This window comes from Microbacterium lacus (assembly GCF_039531105.1).
Classification (GTDB): Bacteria; Actinomycetota; Actinomycetes; order Actinomycetales; family Microbacteriaceae; genus Microbacterium; species Microbacterium lacus.
Window position 1 is genome coordinate 2,409,395 of sequence record NZ_BAAAPK010000001.1, and the last position, 22,258, is coordinate 2,431,652.

The 22,258-nt window shown below is 70.5% G+C and carries 17 protein-coding genes; 14 read left to right on the top strand and 3 right to left on the bottom strand.

Annotated elements, in window-relative coordinates; translation table 11 throughout:
* The first annotated feature begins 6 nt into the window (after window positions 1-6).
* Together hrpA and ABD197_RS11525 are read left to right on the top strand one after the other, a co-directional pair.
* Entirely contained in the window at window positions 7-3,924 is a 3,918-nt protein-coding gene (gene hrpA / locus ABD197_RS11520; protein ID WP_344054644.1) for an ATP-dependent RNA helicase HrpA, read from the top strand.
* Window positions 3,924-4,865, top strand: coding sequence for a quinone oxidoreductase family protein (locus ABD197_RS11525; protein WP_344054646.1), 942 nt, complete (start codon window positions 3,924-3,926; stop codon window positions 4,863-4,865). The genes hrpA and ABD197_RS11525 overlap by 1 nt, the downstream gene beginning before the upstream one ends.
* A 6-nt stretch (window positions 4,866-4,871) precedes the next feature.
* Here ABD197_RS11525 and ABD197_RS11530 read toward each other — a convergent pair whose 3' ends face one another.
* On the bottom strand, window positions 4,872-5,699 hold the full coding sequence (locus ABD197_RS11530) for a sulfurtransferase (protein WP_344054648.1): 828 nt from the start codon (window positions 5,697-5,699) through the stop codon (window positions 4,872-4,874).
* Window positions 5,700-5,794: 95 nt separating this feature from the next.
* On the opposite strand from ABD197_RS11530, the gene ABD197_RS11535 reads away from it, so the two are divergent.
* The 12 genes from ABD197_RS11535 (at window position 5,795) to ABD197_RS11590 (ending at window position 20,280) form a co-directional block, all read left to right on the top strand.
* The gene (locus ABD197_RS11535) at window positions 5,795-7,111 is read left to right on the top strand and encodes an O-acetylhomoserine aminocarboxypropyltransferase/cysteine synthase family protein (protein WP_344054650.1); all 1,317 of its coding nucleotides are present in this window, start codon (window positions 5,795-5,797) and stop codon (window positions 7,109-7,111) included.
* Window positions 7,108-8,091 carry a Gfo/Idh/MocA family protein gene (locus tag ABD197_RS11540; RefSeq protein WP_344054652.1) on the top strand — a complete coding sequence of 328 codons (984 nt, stop codon included), beginning with the start codon at window positions 7,108-7,110 and terminating at the stop codon, window positions 8,089-8,091. Before ABD197_RS11535 ends, ABD197_RS11540 begins: the two co-directional genes overlap by 4 nt.
* Before the next feature lie 47 nt (window positions 8,092-8,138).
* Window positions 8,139-9,335 carry an NYN domain-containing protein gene (locus tag ABD197_RS11545; protein WP_344054654.1) on the top strand — a complete coding sequence of 399 codons (1,197 nt, stop codon included), beginning with the start codon at window positions 8,139-8,141 and terminating at the stop codon, window positions 9,333-9,335.
* An 88-nt stretch (window positions 9,336-9,423) separates the two neighbouring features.
* Window positions 9,424-10,812, top strand: coding sequence for an MFS transporter (locus ABD197_RS11550; protein ID WP_344054656.1), 1,389 nt, complete (start codon window positions 9,424-9,426; stop codon window positions 10,810-10,812).
* Between the two features lie 345 nt (window positions 10,813-11,157).
* Window positions 11,158-12,345, top strand: coding sequence for an ROK family transcriptional regulator (locus ABD197_RS11555; RefSeq protein ID WP_344054658.1), 1,188 nt, complete (start codon window positions 11,158-11,160; stop codon window positions 12,343-12,345).
* A gap of 63 nt (window positions 12,346-12,408) precedes the next feature.
* Window positions 12,409-13,470: a sugar ABC transporter substrate-binding protein gene (locus ABD197_RS11560; RefSeq protein ID WP_344054660.1), complete on the top strand. Its 1,062-nt coding sequence runs from the start codon at window positions 12,409-12,411 to the stop codon at window positions 13,468-13,470.
* 46 nt (window positions 13,471-13,516) lie between these two features.
* Window positions 13,517-14,386: an ATP-binding cassette domain-containing protein gene (locus ABD197_RS11565; RefSeq protein ID WP_344054662.1), complete on the top strand. Its 870-nt coding sequence runs from the start codon at window positions 13,517-13,519 to the stop codon at window positions 14,384-14,386.
* Window positions 14,387-14,448: 62 nt separating this feature from the next.
* On the top strand, window positions 14,449-15,627 hold the full coding sequence (locus tag ABD197_RS11570; protein ID WP_344055849.1) for a sugar ABC transporter permease: 1,179 nt from the start codon (window positions 14,449-14,451) through the stop codon (window positions 15,625-15,627).
* Window positions 15,628-15,788: 161 nt separating this feature from the next.
* Complete coding sequence (locus ABD197_RS11575) at window positions 15,789-16,871, top strand: sugar ABC transporter substrate-binding protein (RefSeq protein ID WP_344054664.1); 1,083 nt, start codon at window positions 15,789-15,791, stop codon at window positions 16,869-16,871.
* 87 nt (window positions 16,872-16,958) lie between these two features.
* On the top strand, window positions 16,959-17,762 hold the full coding sequence (locus ABD197_RS11580; protein WP_344054666.1) for an ATP-binding cassette domain-containing protein: 804 nt from the start codon (window positions 16,959-16,961) through the stop codon (window positions 17,760-17,762).
* Window positions 17,759-19,027 carry a sugar ABC transporter permease gene (locus ABD197_RS11585; protein WP_344054668.1) on the top strand — a complete coding sequence of 423 codons (1,269 nt, stop codon included), beginning with the start codon at window positions 17,759-17,761 and terminating at the stop codon, window positions 19,025-19,027. Before ABD197_RS11580 ends, ABD197_RS11585 begins: the two co-directional genes overlap by 4 nt.
* 104 nt (window positions 19,028-19,131) lie before the next feature.
* On the top strand, window positions 19,132-20,280 hold the full coding sequence (locus ABD197_RS11590; protein WP_344054670.1) for a class I SAM-dependent methyltransferase: 1,149 nt from the start codon (window positions 19,132-19,134) through the stop codon (window positions 20,278-20,280).
* 4 nt (window positions 20,281-20,284) lie between these two features.
* On the opposite strand, the gene ABD197_RS11595 is transcribed toward ABD197_RS11590, so the two are convergent.
* Together ABD197_RS11595 and ABD197_RS11600 are read right to left on the bottom strand one after the other, a co-directional pair.
* On the bottom strand, window positions 20,285-21,802 hold the full coding sequence (locus ABD197_RS11595; protein ID WP_344054672.1) for an ATP-dependent DNA ligase: 1,518 nt from the start codon (window positions 21,800-21,802) through the stop codon (window positions 20,285-20,287).
* 37 nt (window positions 21,803-21,839) lie between these two features.
* Window positions 21,840-22,250 (bottom strand): DoxX family protein, encoded by a 411-nt coding sequence (locus tag ABD197_RS11600; protein ID WP_344054673.1) that lies wholly within the window; start codon window positions 22,248-22,250, stop codon window positions 21,840-21,842.
* Window positions 22,251-22,258: the final 8 nt, after the last annotated feature.

The window sequence follows — 22,258 nt, forward strand, 5'->3', positions numbered from 1 at the left end:
AAGGCTATGTCCGCACCGGAACCCGTGATCTCCTATCCCCCGGAGCTGCCCGTCAGCGCCGCGCGGGACGACATCGCGCGTGCGATCCGCGACCATCAGGTCGTGATCGTGGCGGGGGCCACGGGGTCGGGCAAGACGACGCAGCTGCCGAAGATCTGCCTCGAGCTCGGGCGGACCCGCATCGCCCACACCCAGCCCCGCCGGATCGCCGCGCGCACGATCGCCGAGCGCATCGCGGATGAGCTCGATGTGCCCCTCGGCACGACCGTCGGGTACAAGGTGCGCTTCACCGACAAGGTGCAGGACGACACGCGCATCGCGCTCATGACCGACGGCATCCTGCTCAACGAGATCCACCGCGACCGCCTCTTGCGCCGGTACGACACGATCATCGTCGACGAAGCGCACGAGCGATCCCTGAACGTCGACTTCCTGATCGGCTATCTGACCCAGATCCTGCCGAAGCGGCCCGATCTGCGGGTCATCATCACGAGCGCGACGATCGATCCGCAGAGCTTCGCGACGCACTTCGCGGATGCCGACGGGCAGCCCGCGCCGATCATCGAGGTGTCCGGCCGCACCTATCCGGTCGAGATCCGCTACCGCGGACCCGAGGCGGCCACCGAGGACGACGTCGACGGCATCACCTCCGCCCTCGCCGAGCTCGATCGTGAAGCTCCCGGCGACGTGCTCGTGTTCCTTCCCGGCGAGGCCGAGATCCGGGACGCCACGGATGCCGTCCGGGGCATGTACGCGAAGGACGCCGCCCCGACCGAGGTCCTCCCCCTTTACGGCCGCCTGAGCGCCGCCGAACAGCACCGCGTGTTCGAGCGATCCGCGGTCGCCGGGGTCCGCCGCCGGGTCATCCTGGCCACGAACGTGGCCGAGACGAGTCTGACCGTGCCCGGCATCCGGTACGTGATCGACACCGGCACCGCGCGCATCTCGCGCTACAGCAACCGCACGAAGATCCAGCAGCTCCCGATCGAGGCGATATCGCAGGCGTCCGCGCAGCAGCGGTCCGGCCGCGCGGGCCGCACCGCGCCGGGTATCGCGATCCGCCTGTATTCCGAGGACGACTTCGACCGGCGTCCGCTGTTCACCGAACCCGAGATCCTGCGGACGAGCCTGGCCTCCGTCATCCTGCAGATGCTCTCGCTCGGCTTCGGCGAGATCACTGCCTTCCCCTTCCTCACTCCGCCGGACTCGCGCGGTGTCAAGGCGGCGTTCGACCTGCTCCTCGAGCTCGGCGCGGTCCAGGCTCCCGCCCGCGGCGACGGCGGCCCCGCACGGCTCACCGACGTCGGCCGCGAGATCTCGCGGCTGCCGATCGATCCGCGCTTCGCGCGCATGCTGATCGAGGCGAAACGCGCGGGAGTGCAGCGCGACGTGCTCGCCATCGTCGCAGGCATGTCGATCCAGGACGTCCGTGAGCGGCCCGAAGAGCGGCGCGAGGAGGCGGATCGTCTGCACGCGCGCTTCACGGATCCCACGAGCGACTTCCTCAGCCTGCTGAACCTGTGGAACCACCTCCAGGAGCAGCAGGCGGCGCTCGGCTCGAGCGCCTTCCGGCGCTTGTGTCGCGCGGAGCATCTCAACTACGTGCGCGTGCGCGAATGGGTCGACGTGCACCGCCAGCTGCGCACGCTCGTCGGGGCGCCGCGGCGGGACGCCGGACCGGAGAGCCCGGCGGAACCCGACGACCTGCACCGGGCGATCCTGTCCGGCCTCCTCTCGCACATCGGCATCCTGGACCAGCGCGCCGCCGCGAAGGCGGCGGGCGCCAAAGCCCCCGCCGAGGGACGACGGCAGCCGCTCGCGGAATACCGCGGCGCCCGCGGCACGAAGTTCGCGATCTTCCCCGGGTCGGGGTTGCGCAAACGCCGTCCGGCCGCCGTGATGGCGGCCGAACTCGTCGAGACGTCGCGTCTGTTCGCGCGCACGGTCGCGGCGATCGACCCGGCGTGGGCCGAGTCCCTCGCCCCCGATCTCGTCAAGCGCCAGCTCAGCGAACCGCACTGGTCGAAGGCGGCGGGAGCGGCATCCGTCTACGAGAAGGTGACGCTGTTCGGGGTCGAGATCATCCCCCGCCGTCGCGCCCAGCTCGCGCGCTTCGACCGCCCGCTGGCCCGTGAGCTCTTCGTGCGCCACGCGCTCGTCGACGGCGACTGGGACTCCACGGCGCTGGACAAGCGCCTCACCGCGTTCGAACGCCGCAACCTCGAACTGCGGCGGCGGCTCGAGAAGATCGAGGAGCGGGAGCGCCGCCGCGACATCCTGGTCGGCGACGAGGCCGTGTACGCGTTCTACGCCGCGCGGATCCCCCGCGACGTCTTCGATGCGCGCTCCTTCGAGAAGTGGTGGCGGGATGCTGCTTCCCGGACGCCCCGGCTCCTCGACATGACCGAGGCAGACCTCCTCGAAGACGCCGCACGCACCGACGAACGGGCCTTCCCCGCACGCTGGCGGCAGGGCGACCAGGTGCTGACGCTCGCCTACCGCTTCGAACCGGGCGCCGAGGACGACGGGGTGAGCGCCGTCGTGCCGCTCGCCCTCCTCGCCCAGATCCGCCCGGACGGGTTCGACTGGCAGGTCCCGGGCATGCGGGACGAGATGATCACCGCGCTGCTGCGCGCCCTGCCCAAGCACATCCGCCGGCACGTCGTCCCGGCGGCGGACTGGGCCGCGCGCTTCTCCGAAGAACTCGATGGCCAGGGGCCGGAGTCGCACGGCGGCCTGCCTCCGGTGGCACTGCGCGCGGCGCTCGCGACGCGGATCCAGCCGATCGCGAACCAACCCGTCACCGCGGCGGACTTCGAGCTCGACCGCGTCCCCGCCCATCTGCAGGTCTCCTTCCGCGTCGTCGACGAACGCGGGCGAACGGTCGGATCGGGGCGCGACCTCCCCGCCCTCCAGGCACGGTTCGCCGACCGCGCGCGCACCTCGGTCGCGCGGGCGACCGCACGCGTACGTCCCGATCCCCCGGGGCCCGCGGCGTCGAACGCGCCGAGCGGCGGCGCAGCGTGGGCGGCTGAGCGCCCCGGCGTCACCGACTGGGACTTCGGCGATCTGCCCGACGTCGTGGACACGAAAGTCGCGGGCGGCGTCGTTCGCGGCTATCCGGCGGTGGTGGATGCCGGAACCAGTGTCACGGTGCGCGTGGAGGCGACCGCCGAGGCGGCCGCCCGGGCCACCCGCGCCGGGGTCCGTCGCCTCATGCTGCTCGCCGTGGCGTCACCCGCGACCTATGTGCTGGAGCACCTGACCTCGACCGAGAAGCTCGCCCTGGCGGCATCCCCCTATCCGTCCGCGAAAGCGCTCATCGAAGACGCCCGGCTCGCGGTCGCCGACGCCGTGCTCGACCGGACAGCCGGCGGGCCCGTGCGCACACGGGAAGACTTCGAGCGCGTCCGCGATGCGTTCTCGAGCGCAGTCGTCACGGAGACGTTCGAGGCGGTCTCGCTCGCCACGCGGATCCTCACCGCCGCCCGCGAGGGCGAACGGGCGCTCCGCGCACAGAACTCGCTCACCCTGCTCGGAGCGCTCGGCGATGTCAAGAGCCAGCTGGCAGGTCTCGTCTTCCCCGGCTTCGTCTCGCGCATCGGGTTGGCACGCCTCGCTCACGTCCCGCGCTACCTGCGTGGGGCGACCGAGCGCGTGCAGAGCCTCGCCGATAACCCCGGACGAGACCGGCAGCGCATGACCGAGTTGGAGCGCGCGGCCGCCGCGTTCGCCGAGGCGGGCGGGACGATCCCGGTCCCTGCCGACGCGCCCGCATCGATCGTGCGCACCCGCTGGCTGCTGGAGGAGTATCGGGTGAGCCTGTTCGCGCAGCACCTCGGCACCGCCGAGCCCGTCTCGTTGCAGCGCATCCAGAAGTCGCTCCGCGACGCCGACTCGCCGCCCTCTCAGAAAGGCCCGTGATGACCAGAGCGATCACCTACAGCGCGTTCGGCGGACCCGACGTGCTCACCCTCACCGACGTGCCGGCCTCGGACCCGGGGCCGGGCCAGCTCGCCGTCCGCATCGAGGCCGCCGGGGTGAACCCGATCGACGGAAAGCTGCGCAGCGGCCTCCGACCCTCGGGCGAGATCTCCGAGCCGCGCCGGACCGGCTCGGACGCCGCGGGCATCGTCACCTCCGTCGGTGAGGGTGCGGAGGGATTCCGGGTCGGCGACGCTGTGGTCCTGTTCGGCGCAAGCGGCACATACGCGGACGAGGTCGTCGTGGATGCCGCGAACGCGCAGCCGCGTCCGCCCGAGGTGAGCGCCGCCGAAGGCGCTGCGATCGGCATCCCGGTCGGCACGGCGTATCAGTCGCTGCGTTCGCTCGCCGTCGGACCGTCCGACACCCTGCTGATCCACGCCGGGTCCGGCGCGGTCGGCCAGGCCGCGATCCAGCTCGCCGTGCTGTGGGGAGCGCGGGTGGTCGCGACGGCGTCCCCGCGGCGGTTCGACCGTGTGCGCGCGCTCGGTGCGACGCCGGTCGCGTACGGCGAAGGGCTCGCCGAACGGGTGCGCGACGCCACACCCGACGGGATCACCGTCGCCCTGGACGCCGCGGGCACCGACGAGGCGATCCAGACGTCGCTCGAGCTCGTCGCCGACCGCGATCGCATCGCGACGATCGTGCGTGGTCGGGATGCCGGCTCCTTCGGCATCCGGGCGTTCTCGGGCGGGAGCCCGGAGGGACTCAGCCCGCGCCAGCAGGAGTGGCGGCGCGAGGCCGTGCCGGTCGCGATCGCCCTGATGGCCGCCGGGCGGTTCTCGGTGGAGCTCGGCCCGTCCTTCGCGCTCGCCGATGCGACGCAGGCCCACCGCGCTCTGGAGTCGGGCACGGACGGCAAGATCACGTTGCTGCCGTAGCCGCGGTCAGTCCCCGGTCGCGACCGGCCGACCGGGGGTGTTCGACCACGCGCTCCACGAACCCGGGTACACCGCGACCTCGACCCCGGCGAGGACTCCGGCGAGCGCCGTCTGGGCCGCGGTGATGCCCGATCCGCAGTACGCCGCGACCCGCGCACCCGGGACGGCGCCCACCGCGGCGAACGCGTCGCGCAGCACCTCGGCGTCACGGAACCGACCGGACTCGAGCAGCGTCGCGATCGGCAGGTTGCGAGCCCCCGGGATGTGCCCGGCGACCGGGTCGATCGGCTCGGTCTCGCCTCGGTAGCGCTCCGGCGCGCGGACGTCGAGCAGGATCCCGCTCGCCGGCCACGTCGCGGCTTCGTCGGTGGACAGCACGGGATGCGCAAGCTGTGTGAGGACGATCGAGCCCGCTTCGGGCGTCACCTCACCGGTCTGCAGCGGGAGTCCCGCATCCGCCCACGCCTGCAGTCCTCCGTCCAGGAGCCGCACGTCCGCCACGCCACTCCCGGTGAGCAGCCACCACGCGCGGGAGGCGGCGAGCGCGTTCGCGTCGTCGTACACGACGACCGTGTCGCCCTCACGCAGGCCCCATCGCCGCGCGGCGACCTGCAGCTCATCCCGTGCGGGCAGCGGATGCCGGCCCTCGGCCGGATCGCCGTGCCTCGAGAGCTCGCGCTCGAGGTCCACCCATACGGCGCCGGGGATGTGTCCGGTCAGATACTCGGGTCGGCCGTCGGGTCGATCGAGGCGCCACCGCACGTCCAGGACGACGACGCGCGCCGCGCCGGCGAGGAGGGCGGCGAGTTCTGCGGGGCTGATCAGCAGCGACATCCCTCCATTGTCCGCGCCCGCGAGCCCGACCCGCTCCGTGCAACAGTTCGACACACGCCGATGCGGCGGCGGTGGAGCCCCGGGATGATGGGGACATGTCCGAGGTCGCCCGGTCCTTCGCGACGGCTCAGGTGCAGGCGGGTTACGTTCCCGCCCAGGCCGAGAACACGGCCGTCCCCCCGATCCATCAGTCCAACGCGTTCGAGTTCGCCTCGCTCAGCGAAGCCCGCGACCTGTTCGCGCTCCGACGCGAGGGCAACATCTACAGCCGCGCGGCGAACCCGACCGTACTCGTGTTCGAACAGCGCGTCGCGGCACTCGAGGACGGGATCGCCGCAGCGGCCGTCGCCTCGGGCCAGGCGGCGGTCGCCCTCGCGCTGCTCGCGCTCGCCAGGCAGGGCGAGCACATCGTGGCCGCGCGTCAGCTGTACGGCGGCACGGTCGATCTGCTGCAGGACACGTTCGCCGACTGGGGCATCGAGGTCGACTTCGTCGATCAGGACGACATCGCGGCCTGGTCGGCGGCCGTCCGCCCGACCACGCGCGCACTGTTCGCGGAGTCGATCACGAACCCCAACGCGCAGGTGCTCGACGTCCGCGCCGTCGCCGCGATCGCCCGCGACGCGGGCGTGCCGCTCGTGATCGACCACACCGTGGCCACGCCCTATCTGCAACGCGCGAAGGACTTCGGCGCGGACATCGTCGTGCACTCGGCGACGAAGTACCTCGGCGGCCACGGGACCTCTCTCGGCGGCGTGATCGTCGACCTCGGCACGTTCGACTTCGGTGCCGACCCCGAGCGCTGGCCTCAACTCGCGCTCCCCTACCGGCGCGTCGCGGGCGGGAGTCTCGTCGAGCGCTTCGGCGGAACCGGGTCGCCCTTCATCGCGCTGGTCAAGACGAAGTACGTCCACGACCTGGGTCCGTCGCTGTCGGCGTTCAACGCCTTCCAACTGCTCCAGGGCCTGGAGACGCTCGACCTGCGCATGCAGCGGCACAGCGCGAGCGGCCTCGCGGTCGCCGCATTCCTCGCCGAGCACCCCGCGGTCACGCGCGTCAGCCACCCGGGCCTGGCTTCGAGCCCGTGGCACGAGCGCGCGAAAGAATACCTGCCGCGGGGTGCGGCATCCGTCTTCTCCTTCGACGTCGCCTCCTCCGGGGACCCCCTCGCCGATTTCGACCGGATCGAGCGCCTCATCGCGGCGCTGCGGGTCGTGCGCCTCGTCGCCAACATCGGCGACGCGCGGAGCCTGATCGCGCATCCCGCCTCCATGACACACAGCCACTTGACCGCGGAGCAGCTCGCCGAAGCCGGGATCTCGCCCACGACGCTCCGCCTGTCGATCGGCCTGGAGGATCCGGCCGACGTGATCGCCGATCTGGGCGCTGCGCTCGCTACGCTCGAGGGATGACTGGACTGCGCTGGGGAATCCTTGCCACGGGCGGCATCGCCCACGCTTTCGCGAGCGACCTGCGGACGGCGGGTTTGACGCTCACCGCCGTCGGCTCGCGCTCGGCGGAGTCGGGCGAGCGTTTCGCGCGGGAGTTCGACGTGCCGCGTGTGCACTCGTCGTACGTGGACCTCGTCTCGGATCCCGACGTCGACATCGTGTACGTGTCCACGCCGCACCCGATGCACGCCGACAACGCGATCCTCGCGCTGGAGAACGGCAAGCACGTCCTCGTCGAGAAGCCGTTCACCCTGAACGGCGCCGAGGCGGCACGGGTGCAGGACGTCGCCCGACGTACCGGTCTCCTCGCGATGGAGGCGATGTGGACGCGCTACCTCCCACACATGCTCCGCGTGCGCGAGCTCGTGCAGGAGGGTGCGCTCGGCGACATCCGTGCGCTGACCGCCGACCACACCCAGAAGATCTCGACCGACCCCGCCCACCGGCTGAACGACATCGCCCTCGGCGGCGGCGCCCTGCTGGACCTCGGCATCTACCCGATCTCGTTCGCGTGGGACATCCTCGGCGCCCCGACCTCCGTCACCGCCGCCGCGAACCTCGGGGCCACCGGCGTGGACGACGAAGTGGCGACGATCTTCACGCACGAGCGCGGCGCTGTCTCGACGTCGCTGTCCGCGTCGCACGCCGCCGGCCCCAACACGGCGAGCATCATCGGCACGGAGGCCCGGATCGACATCGACCGCGTCTGGTACACCCCGACGTCGTTCCGTCTCGTCTCGCCCGACGGCACCGTGCAGGAGTCGTTCGAATCCGACATCGAGGGCCGCGGCATGCAGTTCCAGGCGCTCGCCGCCGAGCGCTACGTCGCCTCGGGCGCGAACGACAGCGACATCCTGCCGCTGTCCGAGACCGTCGCGATCATGGACACCCTCGACGAAGTGCGCCGGCAGATCGGACTGCGCTACCCGGGCGAGGCCTGAGCACCGCGCCCGCACGCCGCGCCGGGCCGGCCTGTCACACTGGGAGGATGCCCGACTCCCAGAATTCCCGCGTCGCCGTCTACCTCGACTTCGACAACATCGTCATCTCCTGGTACGACCGGGTGCACGGCCGGAACTCGTACGGGCGCGACCGTCAGCGGATCATCGAGACACCCGAAGATCCCGAGATCGCGGAACGCCTCGCGGCGGCGACGATCGACGTCGGCGCGATCATCGACTACGCCGCGTCGCTGGGCACTCTCGTCCTGACGCGCGCCTACGCCGACTGGTCGTCGCCCGTGAACGCGGTCTACCGCAGCCAGCTCGTCGCCCGCGCGGTCGACCTCGTGCAGCTCTTCCCCGCCGCGGCGTACGCGAAGAACGGCGCCGACATCCGCCTCGCCGTGGATGCCGTCGAAGACATGTTCCGGCTCCCCGACCTCACGCACGTCGTGATCGTTGCGGGCGACTCCGATTACGTGCCACTTGCGCAGCGCTGCCGGCGCCTGGGCCGCTACGTCGTCGGCGTGGGCGTCGCGGGGTCCACGGCGAAATCCCTCGCGGCGGCGTGCGACGAGTTCGAGGCCTACGACTCCCTGCCGGGCGTGCCGCGCCCGGCCCGCACCGCACCCGCCGGAAAGGATGCCGGCGGCAGGGCGACCGGCCGTGGCAGCGGTTCGCGCGGGAAGAGCAGCACACCCGCCGCCGACGAGGCCGCCGAGGCGGAATCCGCGGCCCCGGTCGCCGCCGAGACGCCGGCGGAGACCCCTGCCCGCACCCGGGGCGGGCGCGGCTCGAAGAAGCAGCCGGCGAAGGAGACTCCGGCGGCGGACGAGCCGGCGAGCCCCGAGAAGGCGAGCGCGCAGGCGACGGCCGACGACGTGGCACCCCTCTTCCAGGCACCCGAGCCTCTCGCCCCGGCTCGCCGTACGAACCGGCGGGCGACGTCCAGCTCCGTAGCCGCGGCGGCCGCCGAGGAGACGGCATCCGAAGAATCCGCCGAAGACCCGCAGGACGTCGCGACGCGCCTGCTGGAGCGCGCCCTGCGCCTCGGTCGCGACAAGGACGACGACGCGGAGTGGCTGCACAGTTCCGCCGTGAAGACCCACATGCGCCGGATGGACCCGTCGTTCAGCGAGAAGGCGCTCGGCTATCGATCGTTCTCGGACTTCCTCAAAGCGCGCGAGTCGATCGCGGAGCTCGAGGAGACCGGACACGAGCGTCTGGTGCGTCTGCGGGAGTAGCCCCCTTGAAACCTGAATCAAGTTTCAGGTAATGTGCGTGAGCGGCATCCCCCCTGCCGTTCCCGCGCCTACAAGGAGGTATCAGCGCATGGCATCAGCCACGTCTCCCCGCACCCCCGCATCGCCACCTCAGACCGCTCCCTCGAGTCTGCGTCGCGTCGTCACCGCCTCGATGGCGGGCACGGTCGTCGAGTGGTACGAGTTCTTCCTCTACGCCACGGCGGCGACGCTCGTGTTCAACAAGATCATGTTCCCGCCGTCGGACGACCCGTACGCTCCGATCATCGCCGCCTTCGTGACGTACGCGGTCGGTTTCGTCGCCCGCCCGCTCGGCGGCATCGTCTTCGGCCACTTCGGCGACAAGTACGGCCGCAAGAAGCTCCTGCAGTTCGCGATCGTGCTGGTCGGCGTCGCCACGTTCCTGATGGGATGCCTGCCGACGTACGCGCAAGTGGGCCTCCTCGCGCCGATCCTGCTCGTCGTGCTGCGCTTCGCCCAGGGCTTCGCGGTGGGCGGCGAATGGGGCGGTGCCGTGCTTCTGGTCGCCGAGCACTCCCCCGACAAGTCCCGCGGGTTCTGGGCGTCCTTCCCGCAGGCAGCCGTGCCGATCGGCAACCTGACCGCGACGCTCGTTCTGCTCGTGCTCAGCCGCACGCTCAGTGAGGAGCAGTTCCTCTCGTGGGGATGGCGTATCGGCTTCTGGCTTTCGGTCGTGATCGTCGCGATCGGCTACTACGTGCGCACCCGCATCACCGATGCCCCGATCTTCCTCGAGGTGCAGAAGGAGATCGAGGAGTCGAAGCAGACGCGCTACGGCGTGTTCGAGGTGCTCAAGCGCTACCCGCGCGGCGTCTTCACCGCGATGGGTCTGCGCTTCGCGGAGAACATCATGTACTACCTCGTCGTGACGTTCTCGATCACCTATCTGAGCGTCGCGCTCGAGGTGAACACCGCCGAGATCCTCGGGCTCCTGGCGATCGCGCACATCGTCCACATGATCGTGATCCCGCTCATCGGCGGGCTGGCCGACCGGATCGGCCGCAAGCCCACCTACCTGATCGGCGTCCTCGGTGCCGCGGTCTGGGGCTTCATCGCCTTCCCGCTGTTCGACACGAAGAACCCGTTCGTGATCGTGTTCGCGATCTCGCTCGGCCTGTTCATCCACGCGTTCATGTACGCGCCGCAGCCGGCGATCATGTCCGAGATGTTCCCGACGCGCATGCGGTACTCCGGAGTCTCACTCGGATACCAGGTCACCTCGATCGTGGCCGGCTCGCTCGCGCCGATCATCGCGGTCGCGCTCCTGTCCGCGTACGGCTCGTACGTCCCGGTCGCGGTGTACCTGGCGATCGCTGCGGCGGTGTCCCTCGTCGCTGTGGTCTCCATGCGCGAGACCAAGGGCTCGTCGCTGCACGAGCTCGATCGCATCGACGATGCGCGGCGCGCCGAGGCCGAGCGCGTGGCTGATCGCGTCTGACCGGCATCCGCTCGCCTGACCGGGCCCCCGTCACCGGAAGGTGGCGGGGGCTTCGTCCTGCCTCCCGCCGCGGCCCCGGCCCCGGCCCCATGGTGGCTCTTCCCCCGAGGTGGTGGCTCTTCCCCCGAGATGGTGGGTTTTCCCACGAGGTGGTGGGTTTCCCGCCGAGATGGTGCCCACCATCTCGGCGCGAAAGGGACCATCTCGGCGGAAAGGGGACCATCTCGGGGCAAGAGGGACCATCTCGGCGGAAAAGGGACCACCTCGGGGCAAAGGGGACCACCTCGGCGGAAAGAGGACCACCGGGACGGGACGGCCGGGAGGGCGTCCGGTACAGTGTCGATCGTGGTAGGACGCATCGCCCCGCCCGGCTCGCAGACTTCACTCCGTGAAGCCAACCGAGCCCGGCTCGTCGAGTCGCTCAAAAGACATGGGCGGCTGACGCAAGTGGAGTTGGCCGGCAGCACCGGCCTCTCGCCTGCCACCGTGTCCAACATCGTCAAGGAGCTCACCGCTTCGGGTCTGCTTCACACCTCGATCACTTCGCGCAGCGGACGCCGTGCGACCCTGGTCTCCCTCGCCCGCCAGCTGGGTCTCGTCGCCGGCGTCCACTTCAGCTCTCGCCAGCTGCACATCGCGATCGCTGACGCCACACGCACCGTGATCACGCAGACATCGCTGCCGCTCGCGCTCGATCACCGGCACGACGCCGAACTCGACCGTCTCAGCATCCTCCTCGGCGACATGATGGAGACCCTGGGCGGTACCGTCAGCGACCTGCTCGCCGTGGGCCTCGCACTGCCCGCACCCATCGATCCGCGCACCGGGATGGTCTCCACCCCGGGACTCCTCCGCGGCTGGGAGGGCGTCGACGTCGCCGAAAGCCTCACCGCCCGCATCGGGCGCCCCGTGTTCGTCGACAGCGAGGCGAATCTCGCGGGACTCGCCGAAGCCCGCGAAGGCGCCGGTCGGAATGCGTCGTCGTCGGTGTTCATCCGGGTCGGCCACACGATCAGCGCCGGACTCATCGTCGGCGGCGACCTCTTCCGCGGCGTGAACGGCAAAGCGGGTCAGATCGGCCACGTCACGATCGACGAGAACGGTCCGATGTGCCGCTGCAGCAACCGCGGGTGCCTCGAGACGTACGCGGGCGGCCCCGCCCTGCTTTCGCTCTTCCCCCCGAGCGAGGGCATGCAGCGTCTCCGGGACCTCATTCAGGCATCGGATGCCGGTGACGGCAGTTCCCGCCGGGTGATCGCCGACGCCGGACGGCACATCGGCATCGCCGCGGCGAGCCTGTGCAATCTGTTCGACCCGGAGCTCATCATCGTCGGTGGCGAACTCGGCGAGGCGGGCGAGATCCTGATGGCCCCGATGCGCCACTCGCTCGAGCGCACCGCGCTCGCCTCGGCGGACGGACTGCCCGAGATCGTCGGCGCGACGTTCGGCGGATGGGCCGAGACGCGCGGCGCGATCACGATCGCGCTGGATCACGTCACGGTGGATGCCGAAGCCGTGCCGTTCTCGGCGTAGGCTCGACATCCCGTTTCCCTCCCGCCCGGACCGCATCCGGGTCGCACCCGAAGAAGGGGTCCGATGAAGCGCCTCTCCCGCACGGGCATGGTGGTGATCACCGGCGCGATCCTCGCCGGCTCGCTCGCGGCGTGCACGGGTGGCACGGCGCCGGACGACGGGGCCGGGACGATCGCACTCCTGCTGCCAGACGCGAAGACCGCCCGCTACGAGACGTTCGACCGGCCGATCTTCGAGGCCCGTGTGGCGGAGCTGGGCGATTACGAGGTGCTCTACTCGAACGCCGACGGCGACGCGACCAAGCAGCAGCAGCAGGCCGAGTCCGCCCTCGCGGCCGGCGCCGACGTGCTCGTGCTCGACGCGTTCGACACGCAGGCTGCCGTCAGCATCGTGCTGTCCGCGAACGCGCAGAATGTGCCGGTGATCTCCTACGACCGACTGATCGCCGGCGGCGACCTCGCGTACTACATCTCGTTCGACAACGAGCTCGTGGGCGACCTCCAGGCGACGGAGTTCGTGCGGGCGCTCGACGAAGACGGACGCGGCTCCGGCGGCGTCCTCATGGTGAACGGGTCTCCGACCGACAGCAATGCCGCGCAGTTCAAGGCGGGTGCGACCGAAGTGATCCAGAGCAGCGATCTGCGCGTCCTCGCCGCGTACGACACCCCGGGGTGGAGTCCGGAGAAGGCGCAGGAGTGGGTCGCCGGTCAGATCGCCCAGTACGGCGATGAGATCGTGGGTGTCTACGCCGCGAACGACGGCGTCGCCGGCGGGGCGATCTCGGCGCTGAAAGCGGCCAACGTCGAGCCCTTCCCCGTCGTGACAGGGCAGGATGCCGAGCTGTCCGCGATCCAGCGCCTCCTCACCGGAGACCAGCAGATGACGGTGTACAAGGCGATCCGCCCGCAGGCCGAGCGCGCCGCTGACGTCGCCGTCGCGCTCATCCGCGGCGAGCAGATCGAGGCGCCGCTGGAGATCCAGGGCACACCGTCGACCCTCCTCGAGCCGGTGGCCGTGACCGTGGACAACATCGCCGAGACCGTGATCGCGGACGGATTCTGGAGCGTCGAGGACATCTGCACCCCCGCCCTGGCGGCCGCGTGCGACGCGGCCGGCATCCGATGATCGATGTGAGGCGCCCGTGGCGCCGCGAAGTGAGAGCATGACCTCTATGTCGATGACGCCGGCGCGACCGGGGCGCTCGCGGGAGCGCGTGCTCACCGTCCGGGCGATCAACAAGCGCTTCGGGGCCGTGAAGGCGCTCACCGACGTGGACTTCTGGGTGAACGAGGGCGAGGTGGTCGCCCTGATCGGCGACAACGGCGCCGGCAAGTCCACGCTCGTCAAGCTCCTCTCCGGCGTCTACTCCCCCGATTCCGGCGCGATCGAGTACGACGGCGACCCGGTTGAGATCGGGAGCCCCGCGGACGCGCAGGAGCTCGGGATCGCGACGGTGTTCCAGGACCTCGCGCTGTGCGACAACCTCGACGTCGTGGCGAACCTGTGGCTCGGGCGCGAACTCAGAAACGGGCGGATGCTGGACGAAGTCGACATGGAGCAGCAGACGTGGACGCTCCTTCGCGAGCTCTCGGCGAAGATCCCGTCCGTGCGCATTCCGGTCGCCTCGCTCTCCGGCGGACAGCGCCAGACCGTCGCGATCGCACGCTCGCTCATCGGCGACCCGCGCATCGTGATCCTGGACGAGCCCACCGCCGCCCTCGGCGTCGCGCAGACCGCGGAGGTCCTGAATCTCATCGAGCGCCTGCGGGAACGCGGGCACGGCGTCGTGCTCGTGAGCCACAGCATGGCGGACGTGATGGCGGTCGCCGATCGGGTCGTCGTGCTGCGCCTGGGCCGCAACAACGGCGTCTACAACATCGCGGACGTCACGAGCGAGACGCTCATCGCCGCGATCACCGGCGCGGTGGACAATGCGGTCGCACGGCGGGCGGCCGACCGCCCGTCCGACCGGCCCGCCGATCCGAAGGTCATCCCGCTGAACGACCGCGACGCGCGTCGCCGCGGACGGAGTGAGCGATGAACGCCGGCAAAGACCTCGCACCCCAGCTGGAGAGCGAGGGCGGGCTTTTCACCGCGGACGGCATGCGCTCGGCGGCGGAGTCCCTGCTGAACCGCATCCGCGGCGGCGATCTGGGCTCGCTCCCGGTGATCATCGGTCTCGTCGTGATCTGGGCGATCTTCCAAGCACTGAACCCCGTGTTCCTCTCCAGCACGAACCTGGTGAACCTCACGATGCAGTGCGCGGCGATCGGCACGATCGCGCTGGGAATCGTCCTGGTGCTCCTCGTCGGCGAGATCGATCTCTCGGTCGGTTCGGTGTCCGGGCTCGCCGCGGCGATCCTCGCGGTCAGCTTCGTGCAGCTGCAGTGGAACCCCGTTCTCGCGATCGCCGCGGCGATCGCCGCCGGCGCGCTCGTGGGCCTGCTGTACGGCTTCCTCTACACGCGCTTCGGTCTTCCGAGCTTCGTGATCACTCTCGCCGGGCTCCTCGGCTTCCTCGGGCTGCAGCTGTGGATCCTCGGCGACACGGGGTCGATCGGCCTGCCGTTCGATTCGTGGATCGTCCAGTTCGCCCAGCAGTGGTACCTGCCGGCGTGGGCGTCTTACCTCGTCGCCGGCGCGACGGCGGCGGCGTACGCCTGGATCCGGTTGCGCCGCGCCGCGCAGCGCAGCGCAGCGAACCTCGTGAGCCAGTCCTACGTCGAGATCGGGGTGCGCACCGGCGCCCTGCTGGCGTTCCTGCTCGTGGCCGCGTGGTACCTGAATCTGTCGCGCGGTGTGGGTGTCATGTTCCTGTTCTTCCTCGTGCTCGTGGTGATCCTCGACATCGCGCTCACCCGCACGCGCTGGGGTCGAGCCGTGTATGCGGTGGGTGGATCCGTGGATGCGTCCCGGCGTGCCGGCATCCGCGTCGACCGCATCTACATCTCGGTGTTCATGCTGTGCTCCACCCTCGCCGCCGTCGGCGGCGTGCTGGCCGCCGCCCGCCTCGCGTCGGCGAACCAGAGTTCGGGGACCGGGGATGTGAATCTCAATGCGATCGCCGCCGCCGTCATCGGCGGTGCGAGCCTGTTCGGCGGCCGGGGCACGGCGTTCGCGGCGCTCCTGGGCATCTTCGTGATCCAGTCGATCTCGTCCGGCCTGACGTTGCTCAACCTCGACTCGTCCGTGATCTTCATGATCACCGGAATCGTGCTCGTCCTGGCCGTCACTGTCGACTCGCTGTCCCGCAGGAAGCGCACCGCCGTCGGTCGCGCCTGACGTCATGCGTTCACGGCGCGAATCCGAAAACGCCGTTGCAAAAGCGTTACGTTCATGTCTTGACGCCAAGGACGGATGCCAGGAGTATCGCTGTTAGCGACGAACGCGTCCGGTTCCCCTGGGGGTCCGGCGTACGCATATTCAAAGACGAAAGGCGAAAGATGAAGAAGTCTTCAATCCTCTCCGTGGCCGCCCTCACGGGTGCTGCCGCGCTGCTCCTGGCCGGGTGTTCCGGCTCGAGCGGCGGTACGCCCAGCGAGAGCAGCGCGGGTGGAGGCGACGCAGCGGGCCGCGCGTGCGTCATCCTTCCGGACGCGGCGTCCTCGCCGCGCTGGGAGAACTTCGACCGCAAGTACCTCCAGGAGGGTCTGGAGGGCGCCGGCTTCGAGGTCGACATCCAGAACGCTCAGGGTGACGTCAACAAGTACTCGACGATCGCCGACCAGCAGCTCACCCAGGGCTGCGGCGTGATGCTCCTCGTGGACTACCAGGGCGCCGCCGAGGCCGTGGCCACCAAGGCCAAGGCCGAGGGCATCCCGGTGATCGCGTACGACCGTCCCTTCGCGGGCGCGGACTACTACGTGTCCTTCGACAACGTCGAGGTCGGCCGCCTGCAGGGCCAGACGGTGCTCGACGGCCTCGAGGCCAAGGGTGTCGACCCGGCCGCCGCGAAGGTCGTCTACATCGGTGGAGACCCGACGGACGGAAACGCCGCGATGTTCAAGGAAGGCGCTGTCGAGGTCATGGAAGGCGCCGGCATCGTCGCGGCCGCCGAGCCCCCGGGGGCCTGGGACCAGGCCAAGTCGCAGACCAACTTCGAGCAGGCTCTGACCTCGCTCGGCGGTCAGGTCGACGGCGTGTGGGCGGCCAACGACACGAACGCGGCCGGTGTCATCAAGGTCCTCCAGGACAACAACCTCAAGGGTGTTGCGGTCTCGGGCCAGGACGCGAACGTCGCGGGCCTGCAGAACATCCTGCTCGGCTGGCAGACCGCGACGGTCTACAAGCCCGTCGCCGACGAGGCTGCCGCAGCCGTCGACGTCGCGGTCGCTCTGCTGAGCGGCGAGGACGTCACCGCTGACGCGAAGCTGGACGACGGCACGCCGTACATTCAGGTCACGCCGGTTCTGGTCGGCCCGGAGCAGGTCAAGGACGTCGTCGCCGCCGGTGACGCCGCCTACGACGATGTCTGCACCCCCGACGTCGCCGCCGCGTGCGAGCAGTACGGCGTCGTCGCACCGTAAGCACGAGTCACCCGCATCGAGGGCGCCGCGCCCGCAACAGCGCGGCGTCCTCGACGCGTACCTCCCCGAACCCGCAAGGAAGCGAGCATGTCAGACACTGTTCCCTCGAATGAGCCGATCATCCAACTGGTCGGCGTCAAGAAATCGTTCGGCCCGGTGAGCGTCCTGAAAGGGGTGGACCTGAAGGTCTATCCCGGCAAGGTCACCGCCCTGGTCGGCGACAACGGCGCCGGAAAGTCGACCCTGATCAAGGGGCTCGCCGGCGTCCAGCCCTACGACGAAGGCGAGGTGCTCATCGATGGGCAGCACCGCGACCTGAACGCTCCGCGCGATGCCGCCGCCCTCGGCATCGAGGTCGTCTACCAGGACCTCGCGCTGTGCGACAACCTCGACATCGTGCAGAACATGTTCCTCGGTCGCGAGGAGCTCACGTTCGGAACGTTCGACGAGGGACGGATGGAGAAGGAGGCCTCCGACACGCTGCGCGGCCTGTCGGTGCGCACCGTGAAGTCGGTCCGCCAGAAGGTCTCCTCTCTCTCCGGCGGCCAGCGTCAGACCGTCGCGATCGCCCGCGCGGTGCTCAAGAAGGCCCGCGTGGTCATCCTCGACGAGCCCACGGCCGCCCTGGGTGTCGCCCAGACCGAGCAGGTCCTCAACCTCGTCAAGCGGCTGTCCGAGCAGGGCGTCGCCGTCGTGATCATCAGCCACAACCTGGCCGACGTGTTCGAGGTGGCCGACGACATCGCTGTGCTGTACCTCGGCCAGATGGTCGCGCAGATCAACGTCGCCGACACCACCCGCGACGACGTCGTCGGCTACATCACGGGCACCAAGACGATGGGCGTCGAGCTCATCGGCACCACCAACATCAGCACCGGAGGCACAGAGTGAGCGGCACCACGACCAACGCGGCCCCCAACCCGGTCGCCAGCGACCTGATCGGCAGCGGTGTCGAAGGCGGCCTCGGCGACCAGATCAGGGCATGGTGGCAGCGCGTCCGCGGTGGCGACATGGGCGCCCTCCCCGCCGTCGGCGGACTCATCGTGCTGAGCCTGCTCTTCACGATCCTGAGCCCGTTCTTCCTGACCGAGCGCAACTTCGCGAACCTGCTGAACCAGGCCGCTCCGCTCGTCGTCCTCGGCATGGCCCTGGTGTTCGTGCTGCTGCTCGGCGAGATCGACCTGTCCGCCGGTGTCACCGGCGGCGTGGGCATGGCACTGTTCGTCGTGCTGAACTCCCAGTTCGGCATCCCGTGGCCGATCGCGCTCCTGGCCGGTTTCGGTTTCGGTTTCCTCACCGGTGCGCTGATCGGCTTCTTCGTCGCGAGGGTCGGCATCCCGTCGTTCGTCGTGACCCTGGGCCTGTTCCTGGGTTACCAGGGACTCGCGCTCGTGATCATCGGCCCCGGTGGTCTGTTCCGCATCGAGGTCCCCGAGCTGATCGCGCTGCAGAACGGCAACCTGCCGGTCTGGGCGGGCTGGGTCATGCTCGTCGTCATCCTCGCGATCTCGGCCGGAACGTCCTTCTGGGACCGCGCCCGTCGCACGAAGGCGGGCGTGCCGAACCGGGCGATCTCGCTCGTGTTCATCAAGCTCGCGGTGATCGCGGTGCTCGGCGGCATCTTCGTGTTCGTGCTGAACCAGAACCGCGGGCAGTCCGTCAACGAGGTGGCCGGCGTCCCGATCATCGTGCCCGTCGTGCTGCTGATCCTCTGGATCGGAACGTTCGCCCTGGATCGCACGAAGTTCGGCCGCTACGTCTACGCGATCGGCGGCAACGCCGAGGCCGCGCGCCGCTCCGGCGTCAAGGTGCGCTGGATCAAGTGGTGGGCGTTCGTGATCTGTTCCTCCCTCGCGGTCGCGGCGATGCTCTTCAGCGTCGCCCGTGTCGGATCGGTGGACGCGACGGTCGGTCGTGACATCGTGCTGAGCGGTGTGGCGGCGGCGGTCGTCGGTGGCGTCAGCCTCTTCGGCGGACGCGGCCGGCTCATGCACGCCGCGATCGGTGCGCTCGTGATCGCCGTGATCACGAACGGCCTGGGTCTGCTCAACCTCCCGGCGGGCGTCAACCTGCTGGTCACCGGTGGCGTGCTGATCCTCGCCGCGACCGTCGACGCGCTGTCCCGGCTGCGCTCCGGCGGTGCGATGCGGGTCTGACCCGGCACCGCCGCTCGCGAGAGGGCAGTTATGTAGGGCGACACGCCGTGTCAGCCCGACATAACTGCCCTTTCGCGCAGGAGCAGGTGGGCCAGACTTGCGGGGTGCCCTACTCCCCCGACGCCCTGCGGCGCTTCCCCGACACCGACGCCCCGGACCTGACCGCGTCGGACGCGGCAGACCGTCTCCTCCTCGACGAGTCCGCGGCGGAGCGGAATGCGGCGGGGCCCGGCCGCGTCGTCGTGATCGGCGACGAGTACGGCGCGCTCACCCTCGGGGCAGCGGATGCCGGTGCCAGCGGGATCCGCGTGCATCAGGACTCGCTCGCCGGTGAGCGCGCGATCGCGGCGAACGCCGAGTCCGCGGGCCTGGGCGGGCACCTGCGCGCGATGCCGCTGGATGCCGACCTCGTCGCCGACGCCCGGGTCGTGCTTCTGCGCCTCCCCCGCGCCCTCGACGCACTCGAGGATGTCGCGGCGCTGATCGCCGCGCACGCCACCCCCGATGTCGTCGTCTTCGCGGGCGGACGCACCAAGCACATGAGCCTCGGGATGAACGACGTGCTACGGCGGTCTTTCGCGCGACTCGACGTCTCGCACGCCCGGCAGAAGTCCCGTGTCCTCATCGCGCGATCCCCGCTCGGCGGATCCGACCCGCAGCCCCGGCGAGCCGACCATGCCGTCGCGGGGCTGAGCCGGCCACTCGCCGTATGCGCGTTCGGCGGCGCGTTCGCCGGCACCGCGGTCGACATCGGCACGCGGTTCCTGCTCGAGCAGCTCACCGCGGCCGACCCGCTCGCCGAACCGCGACGGCCCGAAGGTTCGGTGATCGACCTCGCGTGCGGCACGGGCGTCCTCGCGACGTGGCTCGCCGCGCGGCACCCGTCGCTCCCCGTGATCGCGACGGATCGCTCCGCCGCTGCGGTCGCCTCCGCCCGCGCCACGGTCGCAGCGAACGGGCTGGCCGACCGCGTGGAGGTCGTGCGCGATCTGGGTTTGTCGATGCAGCCGTCGCGGAGCGCACGGCTCATCGTGCTGAATCCGCCGTTCCATGCCGGCGCTGCTGTGCCGCGCGGCGGGGTCGCCGATCCGCTGTTCGCGGACGCCGGCCGTGTCCTCGTTCCCGGCGGCGAGCTGTGGGCGGTCTGGAACTCGGCGCAGCAGCACCGACCGGCGCTCGAGCGGCTGGTCGGCCCCACCCGTCAGGCGGCGCGCAACGCCAAGTTCACCGTGACGGTGTCGACGGCCCGCTGAGCCGTCACCGCAGCAGCGTCCGCAACGTCTGGATCGTGTCCGCCTCACCGGGGGCCTTGTCGGGCCGATACCCCTTCACCCGCGCGAACCGCAGCGCGAGCCCGCCCGGATACCGCGGCGAGCGCTGCACCCCGTCGATCGCGATCTCGACGACCGTCTCGGGCCGCACGTGCAGCGCGTAGCCGTCGCGGGAGGTCTCGATCGTCGGGAAGTGCGCGGTCTGCCAGCGGAGCAGCTCATCGGTCAGTCCCTTGAAGGTCTTGCCCACCATGACGTATCCGCCCGCGGGCCCGAATTCGCCGTCCTCGTCGCGCGCGCCGAGATGGAGGTTCGACAGCTGGCCCGCGCGGCGGCCGGACCCCCACTCCACGCCCAGCACGACGAGGTCGTACGTGAGCACCGGCTTGACCTTCACCCAGCTCTTGCCGCGGCGGCCCGCGGCGTACACCGAGTCGACAGCCTTCACCACGACGCCCTCGTGCGCCGCGGCGAGCGCGTCGCGGGAGAGCTGTTCAGCGGCTTGGGGATCATCCGTCACGATGCCGGGGACCCGCCACGGCCCGGCGATGCGCTCCAGCTCGGTCAGTCGCACGTGCAGCGGCTCGTCGATCAGGTCGCGTCCGTCGACGTGCAGCACGTCGAAGAACCACGGTCGGAGCGCCGTGTCGCTCACCGCCTCGGAGCCGAACCGCGCCATCGTGTCCTGGAACGCGCGCGGCGCGCCGTCCTCGTCGAGCGAGAGCGTCTCGCCATCGAGGATCGCCTCGTCCACCGGCATCGACCGCACCGCCTCGACGATCTCGGGCACGCGGCGCGTGATGTCGGCGAGGTTGCGCGTGAAGACCTTCACGTCCTCGCCCTGCCGATGCACCTGGATGCGGGCGCCGTCGAGCTTGAATTCGACGGATGCCGGGCCGGCCACACTCGCGAGGGCTTCGGTCGGCGACCCCGCGGTGGAGGCCAGCATCGGCAGCACCGGCCGCCCCACCCGCAGACCCACCGCCTCGAGGTCGGCGCCGGTGAGCGCGAGACGTGCGGTCTCACCGAGATCGCCCGACAGCATCGCCGCCCGTCGCACCGCGGAGACGGGATCGCCGGCTGCCCGAGCGATCGCGTCGACAAGGACGCCCTCCAGCGCGCCGGTGCGCAGTTCGCCGCGCATGATGCGGGTCAGCAGGTCCCATTCGGCCGCGGTGGCACGCCCGGCCAGGTCCTCGAGGACGGCGCGTCGGGTCGCGACCGAGCCCGGTCCGGCCGCCGAGGCGAGCGCATCGAAGGCCTCGTCGACCTCTTCGACCGTGAGGACCGGGCTCGCGGCGTGCACGGAGAAGACGGCGGACAGGGTCTTCCACCCCACGCCGAGCGTCTGCTGGCGCGGGCTGGCGAGCAGGAAGCCGACCGCCGGGACGATCTCGGCCGGCTCGAGAAGCCGGAGCAGACCGGCCAGCGCCGCGACCTTCGCCAGACGCGAGCTCGTCGCGGTCACGGCGTCGGTGGTCACCACGAGCTCGTGCAGCAGCATCCGCTCATCTTCGCAGGGGCCGTCGACATCGAGCGTGTCAGCGCCGGGGTTCGCGCGTACTCCACAGGGCGACCGCGACGAGCGCGGGCTGGAAGAACAGTCGGATCAGGCGCGTGCGGTCATCCGTCAGACCGAAGCCGTTCTTGCCCTTCGTGTACTGTTCGAGATTTCCGGGGAAGATCGCCACGAAGAAGGCGGCGAGGATCGCACCGACGCGGCTGCGCTCACGCGGCAGCGCGACGAGAGCGCCCCCGAGCATGACCTCGACGACGCCGGAGGCGACCACGACGGCGTCCTTGTCGAGGACTTTGCCGGTCCAATCCGGCACCTGAGCCTGGAACTCCCGTCGCGCCCAGAACAGGTGCGAGAGACCGGCGAACACCATGGCACCCCCGAGCATCCAGCGGGCGGCCGTGCGCAGGGGCGTGGAGCGGGGTGTCGTCGTCATGGGACCAG

Coding starts and splice junctions, on each gene's coding strand:
- hrpA (WP_344054644.1), top strand. CDS start 7: ATGTCCGCACCGGAACCCGTGATCTCCTATCCCCCGGAGCTGCCCGTC.
- ABD197_RS11525 (WP_344054646.1), top strand. CDS start 3,924: ATGACCAGAGCGATCACCTACAGCGCGTTCGGCGGACCCGACGTGCTC.
- ABD197_RS11530 (WP_344054648.1), bottom strand. CDS start 5,699: ATGTCGCTGCTGATCAGCCCCGCAGAACTCGCCGCCCTCCTCGCCGGC.
- ABD197_RS11535 (WP_344054650.1), top strand. CDS start 5,795: ATGTCCGAGGTCGCCCGGTCCTTCGCGACGGCTCAGGTGCAGGCGGGT.
- ABD197_RS11540 (WP_344054652.1), top strand. CDS start 7,108: ATGACTGGACTGCGCTGGGGAATCCTTGCCACGGGCGGCATCGCCCAC.
- ABD197_RS11545 (WP_344054654.1), top strand. CDS start 8,139: ATGCCCGACTCCCAGAATTCCCGCGTCGCCGTCTACCTCGACTTCGAC.
- ABD197_RS11550 (WP_344054656.1), top strand. CDS start 9,424: ATGGCATCAGCCACGTCTCCCCGCACCCCCGCATCGCCACCTCAGACC.
- ABD197_RS11560 (WP_344054660.1), top strand. CDS start 12,409: ATGAAGCGCCTCTCCCGCACGGGCATGGTGGTGATCACCGGCGCGATC.
- ABD197_RS11565 (WP_344054662.1), top strand. CDS start 13,517: ATGTCGATGACGCCGGCGCGACCGGGGCGCTCGCGGGAGCGCGTGCTC.
- ABD197_RS11570 (WP_344055849.1), top strand. CDS start 14,449: ATGCGCTCGGCGGCGGAGTCCCTGCTGAACCGCATCCGCGGCGGCGAT.
- ABD197_RS11575 (WP_344054664.1), top strand. CDS start 15,789: ATGAAGAAGTCTTCAATCCTCTCCGTGGCCGCCCTCACGGGTGCTGCC.
- ABD197_RS11580 (WP_344054666.1), top strand. CDS start 16,959: ATGTCAGACACTGTTCCCTCGAATGAGCCGATCATCCAACTGGTCGGC.
- ABD197_RS11595 (WP_344054672.1), bottom strand. CDS start 21,802: ATGCTGCTGCACGAGCTCGTGGTGACCACCGACGCCGTGACCGCGACG.
- ABD197_RS11600 (WP_344054673.1), bottom strand. CDS start 22,250: ATGACGACGACACCCCGCTCCACGCCCCTGCGCACGGCCGCCCGCTGG.